Below are 21,103 nucleotides of genomic sequence, written 5' to 3'. Positions count from 1 at the left end.
ATTCTTGCGCTTGATTGCTCAAACAACTGGGGGACGTCCATATGACCACAAGACATTACATCAACCGCCGCCGCTTTCTGGCCACCACCGCCGCATCATCGCTGATGGCCGGTGCCATGGGGATCTCGCCTGCACTGGCGGCCGACCCGATCAAGACGGCAGGCATCTATACCGTCCCCGTGGAACAGCAATGGGTCAGCCGTATTCACAAGGCCGCCCTGACCGCGCAGGAGCGCGGCGACATCAGCTATACCTTCTCCGAAAACGTCTCGAACACAGATTACGCCCGGGTGCTGCGCGAATACGCCGAAGCGGGAAACAAACTGATCATCGGTGAGGTTTTCGGCGCCGAACAGGAAGCCCGTGAAGTGGCCGCAGAATATCCTGATGTTGCCTTCCTGATGGGATCCAGCTTCAAGGAAGACGCCGCCCTGCCCAACTTCGCGGTGTTCGACAATTACATTCAGGACGCCTCCTACCTATCTGGAATCATTGCGGGATCAATGACTGAATCCGGTAACATCGGCATGGTCGGCGGCTTCCCGATCCCCGAAGTGAACCGGCTGATGCATGCCTTCATGGCTGGCGCCAAGGAGATGAACCCGGACATCACGTTCCAGGTCAGCTTCATCGGCAGCTGGTTCGATCCACCCAAGGCCAAGGAAACCGCCTTTGCAATGATCGAAAACGGCGCGGACCTGCTCTATGCGGAACGCTTTGGTGTTTCTGATGCGGCCAAGGAAAAGGGCATTCTAGCCATTGGTAACGTGATCGACACGCAGGCGGATTATCCCGACACGGTTGTGGCCTCGGCGATCTGGCATTTCGAGCCGACGCTGGACAAGGCCATTGCCGAGGTGCAGGCAGGCGCCTTTGTCGCGGCGGATTACGGCATCTATTCCTTCATGAACCAGGGCGGCACCTCGCTGGCGCCGCTGGGTACTTTCGAAGGCAAGATACCGGCGGAAGCCATGGATCTGGTGACCCAGCGCACCGAGGAAATCAAATCCGGGGCGTTCACCGTCACGATCAACGACGAAGAACCCAAATCGTCCTGATTTCACATGGCACGGGACGGCGTTCTTCGCCTGAATGACATCACCAAGAGGTTTGGCAAGCTGATCGCAAATGATGCGGTCAGCCTGACGCTGCACCGGGGTGAGGTTGTGGCCCTTCTGGGGGAAAACGGCGCCGGCAAAACCACGTTGATGAACATCCTCTTCGGCCAGTACACGGCCGATCAGGGGGCGGTGGAGGTTTTTGGCCAGACCCTGCCGCCGGGCAATCCGCGCGCGGCTCTGGATGCCGGTGTGGGCATGGTGCATCAGCATTTCACGCTGGCGGGCAATATGACCGTGCAGGAAAACATCACGCTTGGCGTGCAGCCGCTGTTTTCACTGCGCTCCGGCACGCAAACTGCCCGCAAACGGATCGTCGAGCTGTCGGAACGATTCCAGCTCAAGGTCAATCCGGATGCGCGCGTCGGGAGCCTGACGGTGGGGGAGCGTCAGCGCGTAGAAATCCTCAAGGCCCTTTACCGCGACGTAAAAATCCTGATCCTCGATGAGCCCACCGCCGTCTTGACCCCGCAGGAAACCGAAGACCTCTTTGCAACGCTCCGCCAGGCCATTGCCAACGGTTTGTCGATCATTTTCATCTCGCATAAGCTGCATGAGGTCATGGCGATTTCAGACCGGGTTGTCGTGTTGCGCCATGGCAAGCTGGTGGGCGAGGTGAACACCAAGGACACCGATCCCAAAGCCATGTCCGCGATGATGATGGGCACCAGCGCCACCCCGCCCGATATTGTGCCCGCGCAACCCGGTGGAGTGTTGCTGCAACTGGACCGGGTAAGCACCGCCGACATCGGGAATGCGCCGGGGTTGAAATCCATCTCTCTGGCGCTCAAGGCCGGTCAGATTACCGGGCTCGCAGGTGTCTCCGGCAATGGTCAGGCCGCGCTTGCCGATCTGGTGGGCGGCATGCAGGCGCCAGACGCCGGGACCTTGACCGTGAATGGGGACACACCCACGTCCTGGACGCCGCGCGAGGCCGTTGCAAAAGGCATCGCGCGCATTCCCGAGGACCGGCACAAGACAGGCACGATCGCCGATTTCGACCTCACCGAAAACGCGATACTCGAGCGGTACAATTCCTCTGATTTCAGCGCCTCTGGCTGGCTGAATTGGCGCTCAGCACGCGACTATGCCAATGGGATCATTGAGAAATACGACGTACGCTGTCCCGGTGCCGACACGCGCATCCGACTGTTGTCGGGCGGCAATATGCAAAAACTCATTCTGGGCCGTGTGCTGGAGGCGGGACCGCAGATTATTCTGGCCAACCAACCGGTGCGCGGGCTCGACATCGGAGCCGTCAACTATGTGCACAGCCAACTCCTTGCAGCGCGCGACGCCGGGGCGGCGGTCCTGCTGATCTCCGAAGATCTGGATGAGATCATAACCCTGTCAGATGTAATCCACGTGATTTCGGAGGGTCGACTCTCGCCCGGTTTCACCCGTGGCGAGATGACCCCACCGGAACTGGGCATCTGGATGGCCGGTCACGGGTTTGAGGAGGCAGCAGTTGCGTCTTGAACCCATCGCCAATCCGACATTGCCGCGCCGCCTGGGCCTGCCCGCGCTCGCCATCGGATCAACGGTTGTCATCGCATCGCTGCTGGCGATGATGGCGGGCGCCAATCCTTTTTCCGTGCTCGGACTGATCCTGCAGGGCGCGTTCGGGTCCAAGTTTGCCATTCTTGAAACGCTCAACCGCGCCACCCCGCTGATCTTCACCGGTTTGGCTGCAGCCGTCGCCTTTCGTGCGAAATTCTGGAACATCGGTGCCGAAGCGCAGCTTTATTCAGGTGCCTTGATCACCGTGGTTCTGGGCACTGGCTTGCTGGCCTGGCCCAGCCCCTTGCTGCTGCCCGTCCTTGCGCTGGCCGCTGTTTTGGCCGGTGCGGTCCTGCTGCTCATCCCTGCTCTGCTGAAAACCCGTTTCGGCGTGGATGAGGTGGTCACCACGCTGCTCTTCAATTTCATCTTCCTGCTGTTTATTTCCATGCTACTGGAAGGACCTCTCAAGGATCCGATGGGCATGGGCTGGCCAAAATCGGCCCGGGTGCTACCCGAGGCGCGGCTGCCACGCATCGTCGAGGGGCTGCGCCTGCATTGGGGCTTTGGCCTGGCCATCCTGTCGGCCATCGCCGTCTGGGTCCTCCAGACCCGCAGCACGCTGGGCTATGAAATGCGCGCGGTCGGCAACAATGCCGAGGCCGCGCGCTTTGCCGGCATCCCGGTCAATACCGTGCTGGTGAAAACCGCACTGCTCTCGGGCGGTCTGGCGGCATTGGCGGGGTTTTCCGAAGTGGCGGGCCTTAAGGGCAGCCTGACGCTCGATCTGTCGCCCGGCTTTGGCTACACCGGCATCATCGTGGCCATGCTTGCGCTGCTGAACCCCATCGGCGTGATCTTTGCAGCGCTCTTTGTGGCTGGCATTTTTGTCGGCGCCGACAGCATGAGCCGCGCGGCCAATGTGCCGACCTATCTGGCCGACATCATGCTCGCCACGGCGCTCCTGTTCATGGTGCTGGCGATCATGCTGACACGTTTCCGCGTTGTGAGGGATTGAGATGGACATCATCGACATCCTGCTCTCTGCCAGCTTCTGGGCTGCTGCCATCCGGATCGCCAGCCCGCTGATCTTCGCCACCCTGGGAGAGTTGATCTGCGAACGCGCAGGCGTGCTCAACCTCGGGATCGAAGGCATCATGGTGGCGGGCGCCTTCGCCGGGTGGATGGCGGTCTATTCCGGCACCGGGCTCTGGACCGGAGTTGCCGTTGCCATGGCCGTCGGCATGCTCTTTGGCCTTTTGCACTCCACGCTCACCGTCCCCTTTGGTCTGTCACAGCATGTGGTGGGGCTGGGTGTCACGCTATTGGCCACCTCGGCGACCTATTACGCCTACCGCCTTGCGCTGCCAGAGGTCACAAGCCCGCCGAAAATCGAGGCGTTTCAACCCTATAGGATCCCCGGCCTTGCCGACATCCCACTCATTGGCCCGGCCCTTTTCAACCAAACTCCGCTAACCTATGCCGCTTTTGCGCTGGTTCTGATCGTCAGTTTCACACTCTATCGCACCCCGCTTGGGCTGGCGGTGCGCGCCGCGGGCGAAAACCCATCCGCCGTGGCCGCCCAGGGCCTGTCCGTCACCGGCATCCGCATGGGCGCCGTCATCATCGGCAGCGGTTTCATGGCCGTGGGCGGCGCTTTCCTGACCATGTCCGCCTTCGACAGTTTCTTTTTCGAGATGGTCAACGGGCGCGGCTGGATCTGCATCGCGCTGGTCGTCTTTGGGGCGTGGCGACCGGGCAAGGCGCTTTTGGGCGCGATCCTCTTTGCGGCCTTCGACGCGTTGCAAATCCGTGTCCAGCAAACCAGCCTGGGCGCGGCGGTACCCTACCAGATCTTCCTGATGATGCCCTATGTTTTGTCCATCGTCGCCCTGGTATTGGTGTCGCGCCGCGCAGAAGTGCCTGCCGCCCTGATGGTCCCTTTCAACAAAGGAGAACGCTGATGTTTGATCTGATCATCAAGGGGGGCACGCTGACGACCGGCGAGATCACGGACATCGGCATAAAAGGCAACCGGATTACTGCCATCGAAGACCTGTCGACCGCCAACGCCGGGCAGGTGATTGATGCAACGGGCGACCTGGTCAGCCCGCCCTTTGTCGACCCGCATTTCCACATGGATGCCACGCTTTCCTATGGTCAGCCGCGCATCAATGCCTCCGGCACCTTGCTGGAAGGGATCGGCCTTTGGGGCGAGTTGAAGCAGATCATGACCCAAGACGATGTCGTGACGCGCGCGCTTGCCTATTGCGATTGGGCGGCCAGCATGGGGCTGCTGGCGATCCGCAGCCATGTGGATACCTGCGACGACAGATTGTTGGGCGTGGAAGCGTTGCTGGACGTGCGCGAACAGGTCAGTGATTACATCGATCTGCAACTTGTCGCCTTCCCGCAGGATGGGTTTTACCGCGATCCAACGGCCCGGACCAACACACTGCGCGCGCTGGATATGGGCGTAGATGTGGTCGGCGGCATCCCACATTTTGAACGCAGGATGCAGGATGGGGCCGCCTCGGTCACAGAGCTCTGCGAGATCGCGGCCAACCGCGGACTGCAGGTCGATATGCATTGCGACGAGACCGACGATCCGATGTCGCGCCACATCGAAACGCTGGCCTTTGAGACCCAGCGCCTTGGCCTGCAAGGGCGGGTTGCCGGGTCACATCTGACCTCGATGCATTCGATGGACAACTACTATGTCTCCAAACTCCTGCCGCTGATGGCGGAGGCTGAGATTTCCGCGATTCCGAACCCCTTGATCAATATTGTTCTGCAGGGACGTCACGATACCTACCCCAAACGGCGCGGCCTGACGCGGGTCAAGGAGATGCAGGCTCTGGGCATCAACGTGGGCTGGGGTCAGGATTGCGTGCTGGACCCGTGGTATTCGCTGGGCACCGCAGACATGCTCGACGTGGCCTTCATGGGGCTGCATGTGGCCCAGATGACCAGCCCCGAAGAGATGCGGCGCTGTTTCGACATGGTCACGGTGAACAATGCCAAAACCATGGGCTTGCAGGAGTATGGGCTGCACGTCGGCGCGCAAGCCTCGCTGGTCGTGCTTGACGCCGGTGACCCGGTCGAGGCGCTGCGCCTGCGCGCCAACCGGCTTTTCGTCATCGCCCAGGGCAAGCTGATCAGCCAGACCCCCCGGGCTGACGCCGCATTGGATATCCCCGGGCGGGCCGCATCGGTGCGGCGGCGCCATGGGCCAGCAATCACCTGATCCAGCAGCACAGGTCATTGCCGCCCTGACCGCAGGCTGCGACGTGCCGCCGGAAGCGATCAATTGATCTAAAACAAGGTCCGGTAGTTTTCACCGGGGTACCTTGCCACAAGACCAACAGACCATAGGAAAGACAGCAGTCGACCAGATGAGCCGGGTAATCGACCTGCATCAAACGCCATAGGGCTTTCCCCGGCGCACACAGGAGACAACCATGTCCATTCTACTTGTTTACGCAACTGTTGAAGGTCAGACCGGGAAAGTGGCGGATGCCGTCCAGGAACAACTGCGCACCATGGGCTGTGAATTCGAGGTTATGAACACGGCGGAGAAAACGGCACCGGTGACATTCAAGGGTGTCGATAAGGTGATATTGGCCGCTCCGGTGCATGAACGCAGACATCCCGAGACCTTCGAAGTTTTTCTGACGGCACACAGGCAGGAACTGCAGAAATGCGAAACACTTTTGCTCTCCGTCAGCCTCAGCGCCGCCTTCCCCGAAGGCATGGAGGAGGCAAAGGAATACGTTACCGAATTGAAAATGCGGACAGAACTTGACCCCAGCGCAGAAGTTCTGGTCGCGGGCGCGGTACGGTCGCGTCACTATGACTACTACGCAACGCAGGTTCTGCGGCATGTGGTGCTCAGGGATCAGGACTATAATCCGGCGGTGGACGAACATGAGTTCACCGATTGGGAAGCGCTGGCGATTGAGGTCGCCAAATTTACCGGGGCAGACGAGAGAGTCAGCTAGGCCGCATCGGCGAAAGCTGGCGGATTCCATCCGCGACCCCTGCTCTCCTAGTGACCACCGCAGGCGTCTTCACATCATCTGAGACGTCCCGGTTAGGGTTGGTCAGGCCGTTCCAGCGCCGCGCCAAATTTCGGTCAGACTGCCATTTTTCCGGGGTCGGTTACGCCTTCAGCGCAGCGAAACCGGTCGGATCGATGGCCCGTACATTGACGCGTTGCAAGGTTCATTTTTCGGGGGGTAATTTTACCATTCTCAAAAAGGCCGGCGCATGCATCGAAGCATGCGCAGCACTTTCTCTGGCCAGAAGAAATTTCCATATTTTTCAATTATTTAAATTTACGCTACTCTGCTTTCTGGCGCCTTTGAATCAGATTTTACTAAAAGGCCCGGCTTACCCTTCAAGTAACCTATCGCTTTTATGGTTTGCGCACCGAATCGAAGGCGCGCGGATGCAACTTTCTGAAATTTTGCAGAATTTCCTGACCCTGACGCAGGATGCCGTCGGCGTGGGATACCGCGGACCTGGCGATGACACCGCCAGAGTGGTGTACATCAACCCCGCCTATTCAGAGCTCTTCGGCTATGCGCCCGACGAAGTGCTTGGTGCCCCCGTCGACATTGGTCACGATCCCGAACACTGGGATGAATATGTTGCCAGTGTGACGCCAAAGTTCGAATCCGGTGCCAAGAGTTTCACCGAAAGAACCCGTTGCATCACCTCCGATGGCAAGAAGTTCTGGGCGAGCCTCTCGTTCTTCATTGTCGATGATGAGGAGCGCGGAGGCCGCTACAGCTGTGCCGTTTTCCGCGATATCTCAGAGCTGGTCGAGCGGGAAGAGGAGGCCTCGCGGGCGCTTGCAGAGCGCAACCAGCTCCTGGTCGAAAAAGAACGCACATTCGACGAACTGATGGACACGCAAACGCGGCTGCTGTCGGCGATGAATGCCTATCCGGACCCGTTTGTCATTTACGACAAGGACATGCGGCTGGTTGTTTGCAACACCGCATATCAGGAATCTCTCTCCACGCGGCCAGAGGCCATTCGACCCGGCATGCACATTCGCGACGTTTTGAATGAAGCTTTTGACAGCGGTCGCATGGCGGTGCCCCCGATTGGGCGGGCTGCGATGTTGGATGAGATGATGAAACCCGAACGGGTCGCGCTCAAGACCGAGGACGTCGAGCTTGCCAATGACATCCATCACCGGATGTTGCGCAGCAAGGCAGAAAACGGCGACTGGGTCATCCTGCGTTTGGACATCACAGAATTGGTGCGTCAGAAGCGCAGCGCTGAGGAAGCGCAAGAGCGGCTCCTGTCCGCGATCGGGGCCTATCCCGCGCCATTTTGCATCTACGACAACAACTCCAACCTGGCCGTTTGGAATGAGGAATACGCGGCCGCGCTGACCGATGATCCAAGCGAACTGAAGGCAGGCATGTCGCTGGAAGCCACAATGCGCGTTGGTCTGAGAAACGGGCGCTTTACCGAGGCCGCCGGACGGGAAGAAGACTGGCTGGCCGACCTGTTGGCCTCTGCCGCAGAAACCCGGGCCATCGAAGACATCGAACTCGCTGGCGACACGCACCACCGGATTTTGCGCTCCCGCTCACCGGGTGGCGATCTGGTGATTGTCCGCCTGGACACCACCGAACTGGTGCGGCAGCGCCGTGCGCTCGAGGTGACGCAGGATCGTCTGATCTCCGCGATCAACGCCTTCCCCGATCCTTTTGCCATCTACGACCGTGACCTCAAACTGCTCACATGGAACCCGGCGTTTGCCGCCACGCTGACCGATGATCCCAATGATGTGACCGCGGGCATGAGCGTGGACGAAGTGGTGCGTCTGGCCGTGCACAACGGGCATGTGCCCGCAGCCAGGGGACGTGAAGCCGAGTGGCTGGAAGAATATGTCACCCCGGATATGGCCAAGACAGAGGAAGAAGAGTTCGAATTCGACAATGATGAGCATTACCGCATCATCAGGTCGCAGGCTGATAACGGTGAAATCGTCGTCCTGCGGCTGAACATTACGGAGGCGGTTCGCCAGCGCCGCGCCCTGGAAAAATACGCCAAACGTCTGGAAGACGCCAATCAGCAGATTACGCACAAGGCCCTGCACGACCAGCTGACAGGTCTGGGCAATCGGCGCTTCCTGTCGGAGAAATTCGACGCCCTTTCGCGTCGACGACGAGACGAAGGCGGCGAGCTTGCCGCGCTGCACATTGACCTGGATCGCTTCAAGCAGATCAATGATACCATCGGCCACGCGGCCGGTGATCATGTGCTTGTGGACGTCGCCAATCGCATTCGCAAAAACACGCAGCCCGACGACGTCGTTGCGCGGATCGGGGGCGATGAATTCGTCATTCTGCTATGGCTGGCGGAAGACAATAACCGACCGGAAGAGCTCGCCGAGGCGCTGTTGGAGGACCTCTTCCAGCCCTCGTATTTTGAAGGTCGCAAATGCCGCTTTGGCGCTTCCATTGGCATATCGCGCACGCCGCTGGCCGATGAGAAGGATTTGCTGACCAATTCGGATGTGGCGCTGTACAAGGCAAAACGTGCCGGGCGCGGACAAGTCGCCGTCTTCAGCCGCGAAGACATCGACGAGATGCGCCGTACCAAGACCCTGGCGGATGACATCATGCGAGCGCTCGAAGAGTCCGAGTTCCTGCCCTACTACCAACCTCAGATCGAAGCGCGCACCGGTGCGGTGGTGGGTATCGAAGCACTGGCACGCTGGCAGCACCCGTCGGCCGGTGTTCTGGCACCGGATCAGTTCTTCTCCGTCGCGTCGGATTTGAACGTTGTCGCTGACATCGACCGGATGATTTTTGAAAAGGCAATTGTGGAGTGCGAGGCGGCGTTCAAGGGTTTCGACCCGATGCCGAGCCTGTCGTTCAACGTCAGCGCAAAGCGCGTCCAGTTCGAAGAAATCGAGCAGATCGGCAGACTTGTGAAAGCCTATTCCGGCGAAGTTGCCTTCGAACTGCTGGAAACCATTTTTCTTGAAGAGGAAAGCGACGCCTTCCTGATGCAGCTGGATCAGTTGCGCGACATGGGCATTACCCTGGAAGTTGACGATTTTGGCAGCGGTCGCGCCTCCGTTGTCGCCCTTCAGCGTATCGCGCCGGACCGGTTGAAAATCGACCGCAGACTTGTGATGCCACTGGAAGAAGGCAACAGCGCAGCGCGGCTTGTGCAATCGATTATCGAGATCGGCAACGCGCTGGAAATCAGCATCATTGCCGAGGGCGTGGAAACAGAAGAACAGGCGCGCATTCTGGCGCGATTGGGCGCGGAGCGGCTGCAAGGGTACTATTTTTCAAAGCCACGGGATCTCAAAAGCCTTTGCGCCTACATGCGAGAGAACAGATCGGGTCTGGGCTTCGCGTGAAGGCCGCTGCGCCAGCCCCAGGCAAGGGTTACCTACCTGCCGCGCTTGGGCAGCCTGCGAACCTGCTGTGAATTACAACGAGGCTTTCAGCAAGTGCTGAGAGTAGGGATGCCCGGCATTCATGTTGCGCAAGGCATCCACGTCCAGAATTTCGACGATTTCACCGTCTTTCATCACCGCCAGACGATCACACATGTGCCCCACAACCGAAAGATCATGCGAGACCATGAGATAGGTCAGCTGCCGGGCCGCACGCAAATCGGCCAAGAGGTTCAGGATTTCCGCCTGAACGGACACATCGAGGGCGGAGGTCGGCTCATCCAGCAGCAGCAGGTCGGGTTCTGGCGCCAAAGCACGGGCAATCGCAACCCGCTGGCGTTGACCGCCAGACAGCTGATGCGGATAGCGGAACCGAAACCGCTGGCCAAGGCCCACATCTTCCAGCAGTTTCACCACACGTGCATCAATGTCCTTGAACCCGTGTAAATGCAGTGTCTCGCCAAGGACCTGATCAACGGAATGGCGTGGATGCAGCGAGGCGTAGGGGTCCTGAAATACCATCTGCACGGTCTTGAAAAACCCTTTGGCACGTTTCTTGCCAATCTTGGTGCCTTCCACCGTGATGTCGCCGGACCAATCGGGGGCAAGTCCGGTGATCGCGCGCAGGATTGTCGATTTACCCGACCCGCTCTCACCAACCAGGCCAAAGCTCTCGCCTTGCCCGACGCTGAATGTCGCGTCTTTCACCGCGTCCACACGATCCCGATGGCTTCCGAACCAGACGTTCAGGCCAGTGACTTCCAACATGTTCATACGCGTCCACTCACGCTGGGCGCCGTCGCCCATTCAGGATCACGCTGCAACACTTCGAGCCGGTCGCGCGGCGCGTCGAGCCGAGGCAGCGAATTCAACAGACCACGGGTATAGGGATGTTGGGCCGCATGCAGCTTGTCGGCATCGCAGACCTCGACAATGCGGCCTGCGTACATGATCAACACCCGATCACAGAAATCAGCCACCAGATTGAGGTCATGGCTGATGAAGATCAGCCCCATCCCACGCTCTTTCACCAGCTTGTCCATGATGTCGAGCACCTGCCGCTGGACCGACACGTCCAGCGCCGACGTGGGCTCATCCGCGATCAGAATCTCCGGGTTCGGGATCAGCATCATCGCGATCATGATGCGCTGCCCCATGCCGCCCGACATCTCATGCGGGTAGGCGCGCATCACGCGTTCCGGATCCCGGATCGACACCGCTTCTAGCATTTCCAGCGACTTCTTATACGCTTCCGCCTTCGAGGCCGCGTTGTGCAACCGGTAGGCCTCGATGATCTGATCGCCGATGGTCATCACTGGGTTCAGCGAAAACTTGGGGTCCTGCATGACCATGCTGATCCGCTGGCCCCGCACGTCGCGCATGTCCTTTTCAGATTTTTTCAGGAGGTCGACCCCTTCGAGGTTGATGTGATCGGCCTCGACAATCCCAGGCGGACGGATCAGGCGCAGGATCGCGCGCCCGGTCATCGATTTGCCGGAACCGCTCTCGCCGACAATGCCCAGCCGTTCGCGCCCCAGGGTGAAGGATACGCCGCGCACCGCATCAAAAACGCCATGGCGCGAGGGGAATTTGACCCAGAGGTTTTTGACGTCCAGAAGTGTGCTCATCAGTCGCCCGCCTTTGGATCAAGGACATCGCGCAGCCCGTCACCCAGCAGATTGAACGCCAGCGAGACGGTGAAAATGGCCAGCCCCGGCACCGTGGCCACCCACCAGTGATCCAGGATAAACCGTCGGCCTTCGGAGATCATCGCGCCCCATTCCGGGCTGGGGGGCTGTGCGCCAAGGCCGAGAAATCCAAGGCCCGCCGCCGCGAGAATAATGCCCGCCATGTCCAGCGTCACCCGCACGATCAGCGATGAGATACAGAGCGGCCAGATGTGTTTAGTGATGATCCGCAGCGCCCCCGCGCCCTGCAGTTTGATCGCGCTGATGTAATCGGAGGAGCGTATGGTCAGCGTCTCGGCACGCGCGATCCGCGCATAGGGCGGCCAGGCGGTCAGGGAAATCGCCAGCACCGCGTTCTCAATACCCGCACCCAATGCCGCCACAAAGGCCAGGGCCAGCACCAACCGGGGAAAAGCCAGAAAGATATCGGTGATGCGCATGAGGATCATATCGGTCCAGCCGCCGACATAGCCCGACACCGTGCCCACCAAAAGCCCCGCAACCGGGGCGATCAGCGCCACCAGCGCCACGATATAGAGCGTGATGCGCGCGCCGTAGATCAGCCGCGACAGGATATCCCGGCCCAGACTGTCAGTGCCGAAGATATGGCCTTCACTGCCGAGCGGGGCCAGCCGATTGCCAAGGTCCTGCATGTAGGGATCATGCGGGGCGAGCAAGGGCGCCGCTGCCGCGATGAGCACCAGTGCCACAAGGATGCCCAAGCCGATCATCGCCATCGTATTGCTGCGAAACGACAGCCACCCCTGATAGAGGGCGGAGAGCTTGGCATGGCGCCGGGAGGTCGGCGTATCCGTCAGCAGCCACGCTTTGAGCGTTTGGTCGGCCATCTATTTCGCCTCCCTATTTTGCACGTGGATCAAAGACCTTGTAGAGCAGGTCGGAGAAAATATTCAGCAGGATGAAGATCAGGCCGACAACGACCGTCCCGCCCAGCACCGCGTTCATGTCCGCGCTCAAAAGCGCCGTGGTGATATAGCTGCCGATGCCCGGCCAGGAGAAAATGATCTCAGTCAGGACAGACCCTTCGAGCAGGTTGGCATAACTCAACGCAATCACTGTGATCAGCTGGACGCGAATGTTTTTGAAGGCATGTTTCCAGACCACATCCCATTCTGACATGCCCTTGACCCGCGCCGTGGTAATGTATTCGGCGCTGAGCTGTTCGAGCATGAAGGAGCGCGTCATCCGGCTGATGTAGGCCAGCGAGAAATATCCCAGCAGGGACGCGGGCAGGATGATGTGCGAAAACGCGTCCTTGAAGACGTCCCAGTTGCCGTCGAGGGCGGCATCCACAAGGATCAGGCCCGTGACGCTGGGCACCACATCAACGTAGAAAATCCCAACGCGGCCCGGCCCGCCGACCCATCCTAGAATACCGTAGAAGATCAGCAGACCCATCAGGCCCAGCCAGAAGATCGGCATGGAATATCCCACAAGCGCCACAACCCGGGCGATCTGGTCGATCCAGGACCCTTTGCGCACGGCGGCCAGCACGCCCAACGGGACGCCCAGAACGATGCCGAAAAGAATGCCAAGCGTCGCCAGTTCCAGCGTTGCGGGGAAGACACGGGCGATGTCCTCGGACACCGGCCGCGCGTTCAGCAGCGAGGTGCCGAAATCCAGATGCAGCACGTCCCAGATGTAATAGAGAAATTGCACCAGGAGCGGTTTGTCGAGACCAAGCTGTTGGTAGACCGCATCATAGGTCGATTGCGACGCGCGCTCGCCCACGATGGCCAGAACAGGGTCGATCGGCATGACCCGCCCGATGATGAAAGTAATGAAAAGCAGGCCCAGCAGGGTCACGGCGACCGAACCAAGCGTCAGCAGCGCGGTCTTGGCAATCGGCCAAAGCTGCTCTGACAGAGGCGCCCGCTGGGGGCGCCTCCGGTTGTTGTCCTCGGTGAGGGCCATTTACTTGGTGACCTGCCAGTAGGCTGCGGAGGTGACCGCCTGACCGGTTGACCAATCCGTCACGTTATCGCGCAGAGCGGATTGTTCGATCTGCTGGAACATCACCACGAAGGGCGAGGTCTCGCGGAACTCCGCCTGGATATCCAGATACATCTGCACCCGCTTGTCGCGATCCCCTTCGGTCACGGCTGCCGCGACCTTTTCGGTCAGGCCGCCGGTATCCCAGCTGTTGCGCCAGGCCAGAAGACCCGTGGCATTGGCCTCGTCGGAATTGTCCGGGTTATAGGCGAAGGTGCCTGCATTGGTCTGCGGGTCAGGATAGTCCGGCCCCCAGGCACCGAGATAGACATCCAACTCCCGTGCACGGTACCGCGCGAGGATCTGCTTGGCCGTGCCGACAGTGATGTTGACCTTGATGCCCGCCTGAGCTGCGGCATTCTGGAAGGATTGTCCGATCTCGATACGCTCCTGCGCTTCACGCACGCCGATTTCGACTTCAAGACCTTCCACACCGGCGGCTGCCAGCAACTCCTTGGCCTTCTCGATGTTGAAGGAGAACGGGTTTTCCTCAGAGGCGCCCAGATAGGTCGCGGGCAGGAAGTTCTGATGGATCGTGTACTGACCGCTCAGAAAACTGTTTTTCATGCCTTCGTAATCGACAAGATACTTGAACGCTTGACGCACTTCCGGCTTGGAAAGCTCGGGATGCTTCTGGTTCAGCGCCAGGTACATCAGACGCCCTTTCAGCTCATCCGCGATTTTTACGCCATCGGCCTGCGACGCACCGGCAACATCCTCGGGGTTGAGGTTGCGCGCGATGTCGATATCGCCACGCTCCAGCAGCAAGCGCTGGGACGCGCTTTCAAGAACGTGGCGCACGATCACCCGTTCCATCGCGGGTGCCCCTGCGTAGTAGTCGGGGTTGGACGACAGGGTAACGCTTTCATTGGGCTTCCAGCTGTCCAGCTTGTAGGGACCGGAGCCCGCAGAATTGGTTTTCAGCCAGGTGTTGCCCATGTCGCCATCGACTTCATTGGCCATCACGACTTCCTTGTCGACGATCCCGCCGATGGTGGCCGTCAGACAGTTCAGCACGAAGGAGGTTGCGTATTTCTGATCCGTCGTGATGATCAGCTTGTTGCCGTCGGCTTTGATCGTCTCCGCGACGTTCTCGGGCGTGAAGCCAAACTGCGTCAGGATAAACGCAGGCGTCTTGTTCAGGATCACCGCGCGCTGCAGTGAGAAGGCCGCATCTTCGGCCCGCACCGGATTGCCGGAATGAAACGTCACCCCTTCGCGCATGGTGAAGGTGATGGTCTTGCCATCCTCCGAGACATCCCAGCTTTCGGCCAAGTCGGGTTTGTAGCCCGCGGCCAGATCGTTGGGATCAAGATTGACCAACCGGCCATAGACGTTGCGGCTGATGTCCGAACCCGCAAATTCGAAGCTCTCTGCCGGGTCGACGGTTGTAACATCATCGATCCGGTGCGCGATCACCAGCATATTGGCGGGCGTCTCGGCATAGGCCGTCAGTGATGTGACACTGACCGCAAGGCCAATCGCGGCACTTGTCAGTAGTCTGTTAAAAGCATTCATTTTAGAACCTCTCCTGTTCCGTTTCAGTACATTTTCCGCGCGTGCTCTGGGAGTTAAGCCCCCCATGTTTTCTCCAACACACGCAGCCAATTCTCGTGACAAAGCTTGGCCATCAACGCGTCGTTGTAGCCATGCTGCGCCATCGCATTTCTCAGGTCGGGCAACCCGGCGCAGGTCGTCAATGCGTCCGGCACAATAGCCCCATCATAGTCAGATCCGAACCCAACCCGGTCCTCACCCAGATGCTCGATCAGATGATCGAGGTGGCGCAACATCTGTTCCAGCGGCACATCAGATACCATGCGCCCGTCATCCCGCAAAAAGGCCACTGCAAAATTCACCCCGACCATACCGTCGCTTTCCCGGATCGCGGCAAGCTGTTTGTCGGTCAGGTTGCGGCTGTGCGGACAAATGGCGTGCACATTTGAGTGTGTCGCGACCAGCGGCTTGGATGAATGCCGCGCGACGTCCCAGAAACCTGCCTCATTGAGGTGCGATAGATCGATCGTGATCCCCAATGCGTTACAGCGCTTGACCAGCCGCAGGCCGTGATCGGTCAGGCCGCTGCCAATGTCGGGCGTGCTGGGATAGCGGAAGGGCACGCCGTGGCCAAATATCGTTGACCGGCTCCAGACCGGTCCGATGGACCGCAGCCCGGCTTGATAGAGCACTTCCAGCGTATGCAGATCCGCGTCGATGGCCTCGGCACCCTCGATGTGGAAAATCGCTGCCAGTTTGCCTTTGTTCAGGGTATCACGGATCTGCGCCGCGGTCCGGCAGACCGTCAATGCGCCACGCGCTTCCAGATCGAAGAGGATTGCCGCCTGCGACATCACAACGGGAAAGGCATCCTCCCATTCGATCGGATCGGGCAAGGGCAAATCGTAGGTTGGCTTTGCCATTTCCTCGAATTTGAAATCGAGATCCAGGGGAGACGGCACGTAGATGGCGAAAAACCCACCACCAAACCCACCCGTCGCGGCTTTGCCCGCGTCAATGGCGCCGTCGCGCCCGGAAACGAAGGTTTCGGATGCTGACAATCCACCGGCGCGGTAGAGTTTCAACAAGACATCGTTGTGACCGTCAAAAATGACGGGAGCGGTTTGATTTGCCACGCTGTGAGTGTCCCCCAAGACCACCTAGCCACCTTACGCCAGCATTACTCATAGACCATCCCTTTTAGTATGATATTTTATCATTGCCTTATGAGCGTTTTGCAGGGAGACCCGAATGGCGACTAAAACTTGGCACAGCCTGCCCGAATATCAGGCATTGCGCGCATTGATGGAGAGCGGGACGACGTCAAAAGCGGCCATCCGGCTTGGCCTGTCGCAATCCGCTGTCAGCCGCTCCATTGCCAACCTTGAGGCGCGCACCGGGCGGATTCTGTTCGAGCGGGATGGCGGTCGGCTGCGCCCGACCAACGAGGCCGCACAATTGAATAGACGGCTCGATCCGCTGTTTGAAGCGCTCGACCGCATCGATGGCCCGCCCGAAGCCGCACAGGAAACACTGCGCATCGTCGCCCCCCCAACCTACGCCCACCGGTTTCTGGTGCATCATATTGCCACCTTCCTCAAAACGAACCCGCATTTCTATGTGAGCCTCGAGGTTTCCCCTTCCGAAGATGTCATCCGTGGCATCCTGGAGGAGAGGTTCGATCTTGGCCTCACAGGTGTCGAGCTGTCGCGCGATGGCGTGAAACTGACCCCCTATCGCACCTCCAGCGCGGTCTGCGCCATGGCAAGCGACCACGCTTTTGCCCCCCGTGAAACGATCCAGCCCGAAGACCTGGACGGGCAAGCCCTGATCGCGCTGACCCACCGCCACGCCCGGCGCGCCCAGTTGGAAAAGGTGCTGCATGGCTGCCGCAGCACGCCCCACATCGTGGCGGAGGCATCGACATCCTTTGCGGCGGTGGACCTGGCCAAGGAAGGGCTGGGGCTGACCATCGTCAATCCATTCCCCGTCGTCCAGTACCGGGCCAACGATGTGGTCTTCCGGCCCTTCGCGTCGCAGATCGAATATCGCAGCTACTTTGTCACGCCGGATCATGGCCCCACGCCCAGCATCGCGCGCGCTTTTATGCGGCACTTGCGACTGCACACTGCCCCGGACCCTTTTTCGCAAAAAGCATGACGCAAATCGGCCCAGTATGAGTTTTGCCCGAGATTATGCGCCCGCCTGCTGTGGACCTCACTTCTTGGGTCGTTTAGGGGATAGTTGAACAGCACAGGGTCCATGTAGGCATGACAGAAATGAAAAATCCCGACATCATTTACACCAAGGTTGACGAAGCCCCGGAACTGGCGTCCGCGTCACTCCTGCCCATCATTCAGCGGTTTGCCTCTGCTGCGGGCATTTCGGTGGGGACGCGTGATATTTCGCTTGCCGGGCGCATCATCTCTGCCTTCCCCGAGAACCTGACGGAAGAGCAACGCCAGACCGATGATCTCGCCGCCCTTGGCCAATTGGTGAAAACTCCAGGGGCCAATGTCATCAAACTGCCGAATATTTCTGCCTCCGTACCGCAACTGGTCGCGGCAGTGACGGAGCTGCAATCGCAGGGGTACAATCTGCCCGATTACCCCGAAACACCCGCAACAGATGCCGAAAAGGCGATCCGTGCGCGCTATGACGCGATCAAAGGCTCCGCTGTGAACCCGGTGCTGCGCGAGGGCAACTCCGACCGGCGCGCCGCGGTGGCTGTCAAAAACTATGCGCAGGCGAACCCGCATTCGATGGGCACCTGGTCCGCGGATAGCAAAACCCATGTGGCCACGATGGGCGCACATGATTTCCGCTCCAATGAGACATCCGTAACCCTCTCTGCCCCGCAAGCCGGTGCCGCACGGATCGAACTGGTCGGCAAGGACGGATCGGTCACCACCCTCAAGGAGGGTGTAGAATACCCTGCGGGCACCGTGGTTGATGCGACCTTCATGTCCGCCAAAGCCCTCAGCGCCTTCCTGCTGGACCAGATCGCCGCGACCAAATCGGCGGGCATCTTGTTTTCGATCCACATGAAGGCCACGATGATGAAAGTCTCGGATCCGATCATTTTCGGTCATGCGGTCAAGGCCTTCCTGAAGCCCGTATTTGATACCTACGGCGATGCGCTGGCTGCGGCGGGCGTCAACCCGAACTCCGGGCTGGGTGCGGTTCTGGAAGCGGTTGCCGAGGCCCCGAAGGCAGATGAAATTCTCGCCGCAATTGACGCGGCAATGGCCGACAATCCACCGCTCTACATGGTGAATTCCGACAAGGGCATCACCAACCTGCATGTGCCCTCAGACGTCATCATCGACGCCTCCATGCCGGCCCTGATCCGCGCAGGTGGCAAAGGATGGGGACCGGATGGCAAGGAAGCAGACACGGCCTGCGTGATTCCTGACAGCTCCTATGCCGCCGTCTACGACGAGGCAATCAAGGACTGTAAGGCGCACGGCGCGCTCGATCCATCGACCGCTGGCACCGTGCAAAACATCGGATTGATGGCGCAGAAGGCCGAAGAATACGGTTCGCACCCCACGACATTCGAAATCCCGGCCGACGGCACCGTGCGCATGATCGCCGCCAATGGCGACATTCTGCACGAACACGTGGTCGAAGCCGGAGACATCTGGCGCTCGGCCTCGACCCGTCAGGCACCGATTGAAGACTGGGTGCAACTGGCCATCGACCGTCAGGCGCTGGAAGGATGTCAGGCCATTTTCTGGCTGGATGAAACCCGTGCTCATGACGCACAGCTTTTGAACTACGTCAGGCCCCTGTTGGATGCCGCGGGTGCCAGCGAGAAATTCCAAATCCTCGCGCCGCGCGAAGCGACCCGGGTGAGTTTCGAGACGATCCGTAAGGGGGATACGTCGATCGCCGTGACCGGAAACGTTCTGCGCGACTACCTGACCGACCTCTTCCCGATCCTCGAATTGGGCACTTCGGCCAAGATGCTATCCATCGTGAAGCTGATGAAGGGCGGCGGGCTCTTTGAAACCGGCGCCGGTGGATCCGCACCAAAGCACGTACAACAATTGGTCGAAGAGAACCACTTGCGGTGGGACTCGCTGGGCGAATTCTGCGCACTGGGCGAAAGCCTCAAGTTCCTCGCGCAGGTCAAAGGCAATGCCAAGGCCAAGGTGCTGGGCGATGCGGTTGACGTGGCGACGCAGGGCATTCTGGACAATAACAAGTCTCCGAATCGCAAGGTCGGCCAGACAGACAATCGCGACAGCCACTACTATTTTGCGCTATATTGGGCGCAAGCCCTCGCCGCGCAAATCGATGACGCGGAAATGGCAGCGCATTTTGCACCCATGGCGCAGGCGCTCGCGGAGAATGAAGCGGCGATCCAGGCGGATTTCGTGTCCGTTCAGGGCGCCCCTGCGGATATCGGGGGATATTATCACTCTGATGCTGACAAAACCGCAAGGGTGATGCGCCCGTCTGCAACGCTGAATCAGATCATCGGCTAATCATGCGAAGTGGCCCCCACCCATCCGGGCATCGGTGGGGGCGCTCAGCGGTTCTTTGCAAATGGTACCCGCGCCTTAAAGGTCGACCTGTCGTGAGCGCAAAAGACGTGAAAAACCCGCGCGTCTGATCCCGGAAAACGCGCGAGATCCGGGTGCTCCGACGCATATCTTGCCAGATCCCACCCCGCACCGCATGACCTTGGTTAACAACGAAAATATTCCCGCATAGGTTATGTTCGTTTCCGATTCGGCGGTAATGAAGGCCATCAGACATCATCATTTTCGCAACAGAAACGGAAATTGCGAAATAAGGCGAAAATGCAGCAACGAGGTGTCTTGATTATGAATAGCAAAACGCGTAGGTGACAATTGTAACAGTTTTATTAGTAGGTCCGAGGTTAAACAATGTTCAAGAAGATCGCCATCGCCGGTGCTTTGTCTTTAGGCGTCGTCGGCGCCGCCCAGGCAAGCACCATTTCCGGAAGTTTCAGCGGAACAGTTGATGCACCCTCCGGGGCAACAGACCCTTCGATACAATATATTGGAGCTGGTACCAGCAAGCTGGAGTGGGGCACCCCCAACCACAAGGACTATACGGTCGAGTCTGGAAATTCCAGCTCCCTGGAAATCAACACCACTAATTTCAGCTTTGAAAAAAGCGACGTGAAAAGCGGAAGCGTTCTGCTTGGCACGATCACATGGAACAACCAGTCCAATTTTCACACCGGGTCCGAATGGACCAGCAATGTGAACCTGGGGTTGAATTTCTTTGCACCGCTGGCACTGGCATTGAGCGAATCTATCGCGTTCGAGATCACCAACACGCCAGACGTGAGCTTCAACACCGACACCAACGAAGCGACGGGTAACAACGCTGACGAGATCAGCGGCATGCAACTCGCCGTTGGCGCATTCGGCGTACCGCTCGACCTGGGCGGCGGGCACACATTGGACGCCGTCTTCTTTGACCTCTTCGACGCCGGAAAACGCAGCGCCTATAACTCGGGCAACGGGTTCTGGACCAATGTCGAAGGTGGCACATCCACAATTGGTATTTACGCAGATATTTCTACCGTCCCACTGCCTGCGGGCATGTGGCTTTTGCTGGGAGGTCTGGGTGGCCTTGCAGCCATGCGTCGTCAAGACAAGAAGGCAGCATGAGTATTCAGAGACCGATATCATCGAGCGCCAAGGTCGTTTCGACGGCCCGCACCGCTCGGCCACATCGGTCTCACCAGTTATAAAACTCGAATGCCCCGGGCCGTTCCGGGGCACTCTTAATTCTACGACCCGGTACTTAAGACTATTCGACTGTAATTTTTGGTAACTAGTTCGGAAAACCCCAAGAGGTAAAAA

General features: G+C 59.3%; 16 protein-coding genes. 10 read left to right on the top strand and 6 right to left on the bottom strand.

Features of this window, described 5'->3' with window-relative positions:
- Positions 1-41: 41 nt before the first annotated feature.
- The 7 genes from Q1A63_RS18040 (at position 42) to Q1A63_RS18010 (ending at position 10,017) form a co-directional block, all read left to right on the top strand.
- The gene (locus tag Q1A63_RS18040; protein ID WP_298973310.1) at positions 42-1,058 is read left to right on the top strand and encodes a BMP family protein; all 1,017 of its coding nucleotides are present in this window, start codon (positions 42-44) and stop codon (positions 1,056-1,058) included.
- Positions 1,059-1,064: 6 nt separating this feature from the next.
- On the top strand, positions 1,065-2,597 hold the full coding sequence (locus Q1A63_RS18035) for an ABC transporter ATP-binding protein (protein WP_298973308.1): 1,533 nt from the start codon (positions 1,065-1,067) through the stop codon (positions 2,595-2,597).
- Positions 2,587-3,636 carry an ABC transporter permease gene (locus tag Q1A63_RS18030; protein WP_298973305.1) on the top strand — a complete coding sequence of 350 codons (1,050 nt, stop codon included), beginning with the start codon at positions 2,587-2,589 and terminating at the stop codon, positions 3,634-3,636. The genes Q1A63_RS18035 and Q1A63_RS18030 overlap by 11 nt, the downstream gene beginning before the upstream one ends.
- Before the next feature lies 1 nt (position 3,637).
- A complete protein-coding gene (locus tag Q1A63_RS18025) occupies positions 3,638-4,582 on the top strand; it encodes an ABC transporter permease (RefSeq protein WP_298973304.1) in 945 nt (314 codons plus the stop codon).
- Positions 4,582-5,865: an amidohydrolase family protein gene (locus Q1A63_RS18020; RefSeq protein ID WP_298973301.1), complete on the top strand. Its 1,284-nt coding sequence runs from the start codon at positions 4,582-4,584 to the stop codon at positions 5,863-5,865. The genes Q1A63_RS18025 and Q1A63_RS18020 overlap by 1 nt, the downstream gene beginning before the upstream one ends.
- A gap of 214 nt (positions 5,866-6,079) precedes the next feature.
- The gene (locus Q1A63_RS18015; protein WP_298973299.1) at positions 6,080-6,619 is read left to right on the top strand and encodes a flavodoxin domain-containing protein; all 540 of its coding nucleotides are present in this window, start codon (positions 6,080-6,082) and stop codon (positions 6,617-6,619) included.
- Between the two features lie 449 nt (positions 6,620-7,068).
- A complete protein-coding gene (locus tag Q1A63_RS18010) occupies positions 7,069-10,017 on the top strand; it encodes an EAL domain-containing protein (protein WP_298973296.1) in 2,949 nt (982 codons plus the stop codon).
- Between the two features lie 72 nt (positions 10,018-10,089).
- On the opposite strand, the gene Q1A63_RS18005 is transcribed toward Q1A63_RS18010, so the two are convergent.
- Genes Q1A63_RS18005 through Q1A63_RS17980 form a run of 6 tightly spaced genes read right to left on the bottom strand, consistent with a single transcriptional unit; the run spans position 10,090 to position 16,390 of the window.
- Positions 10,090-10,830, bottom strand: coding sequence for an ABC transporter ATP-binding protein (locus Q1A63_RS18005; RefSeq protein WP_298973476.1), 741 nt, complete (start codon positions 10,828-10,830; stop codon positions 10,090-10,092).
- Complete coding sequence (locus Q1A63_RS18000; RefSeq protein WP_298973294.1) at positions 10,827-11,684, bottom strand: ABC transporter ATP-binding protein; 858 nt, start codon at positions 11,682-11,684, stop codon at positions 10,827-10,829. The genes Q1A63_RS18005 and Q1A63_RS18000 overlap by 4 nt, the downstream gene beginning before the upstream one ends.
- Positions 11,684-12,592: an ABC transporter permease gene (locus Q1A63_RS17995; protein WP_298973292.1), complete on the bottom strand. Its 909-nt coding sequence runs from the start codon at positions 12,590-12,592 to the stop codon at positions 11,684-11,686. Before Q1A63_RS17995 ends, Q1A63_RS18000 begins: the two co-directional genes overlap by 1 nt.
- Before the next feature lie 13 nt (positions 12,593-12,605).
- Complete coding sequence (locus Q1A63_RS17990) at positions 12,606-13,679, bottom strand: ABC transporter permease (protein WP_298973290.1); 1,074 nt, start codon at positions 13,677-13,679, stop codon at positions 12,606-12,608.
- On the bottom strand, positions 13,680-15,275 hold the full coding sequence (locus tag Q1A63_RS17985) for an ABC transporter substrate-binding protein (RefSeq protein WP_298973289.1): 1,596 nt from the start codon (positions 15,273-15,275) through the stop codon (positions 13,680-13,682).
- A gap of 53 nt (positions 15,276-15,328) precedes the next feature.
- Positions 15,329-16,390 carry a dipeptidase gene (locus Q1A63_RS17980; RefSeq protein WP_298973287.1) on the bottom strand — a complete coding sequence of 354 codons (1,062 nt, stop codon included), beginning with the start codon at positions 16,388-16,390 and terminating at the stop codon, positions 15,329-15,331.
- Between the two features lie 115 nt (positions 16,391-16,505).
- On the opposite strand from Q1A63_RS17980, the gene Q1A63_RS17975 reads away from it, so the two are divergent.
- From Q1A63_RS17975 to Q1A63_RS17965, 3 genes are all read left to right on the top strand, one after another.
- Entirely contained in the window at positions 16,506-17,414 is a 909-nt protein-coding gene (locus Q1A63_RS17975; RefSeq protein WP_298973283.1) for a LysR substrate-binding domain-containing protein, read from the top strand.
- Between the two features lie 110 nt (positions 17,415-17,524).
- A complete protein-coding gene (locus Q1A63_RS17970; RefSeq protein WP_298973280.1) occupies positions 17,525-19,747 on the top strand; it encodes an NADP-dependent isocitrate dehydrogenase in 2,223 nt (740 codons plus the stop codon).
- Positions 19,748-20,152: 405 nt separating this feature from the next.
- Positions 20,153-20,908, top strand: coding sequence for a choice-of-anchor K domain-containing protein (locus Q1A63_RS17965; RefSeq protein WP_298973278.1), 756 nt, complete (start codon positions 20,153-20,155; stop codon positions 20,906-20,908).
- Positions 20,909-21,103 lie beyond the last annotated feature (195 nt).

This window comes from uncultured Roseobacter sp. (genome assembly GCF_947499265.1).
Taxonomy (GTDB): domain Bacteria; phylum Pseudomonadota; class Alphaproteobacteria; order Rhodobacterales; family Rhodobacteraceae; genus Roseobacter.
This window is presented reverse-complemented; position numbering and strand designations above follow the sequence as displayed.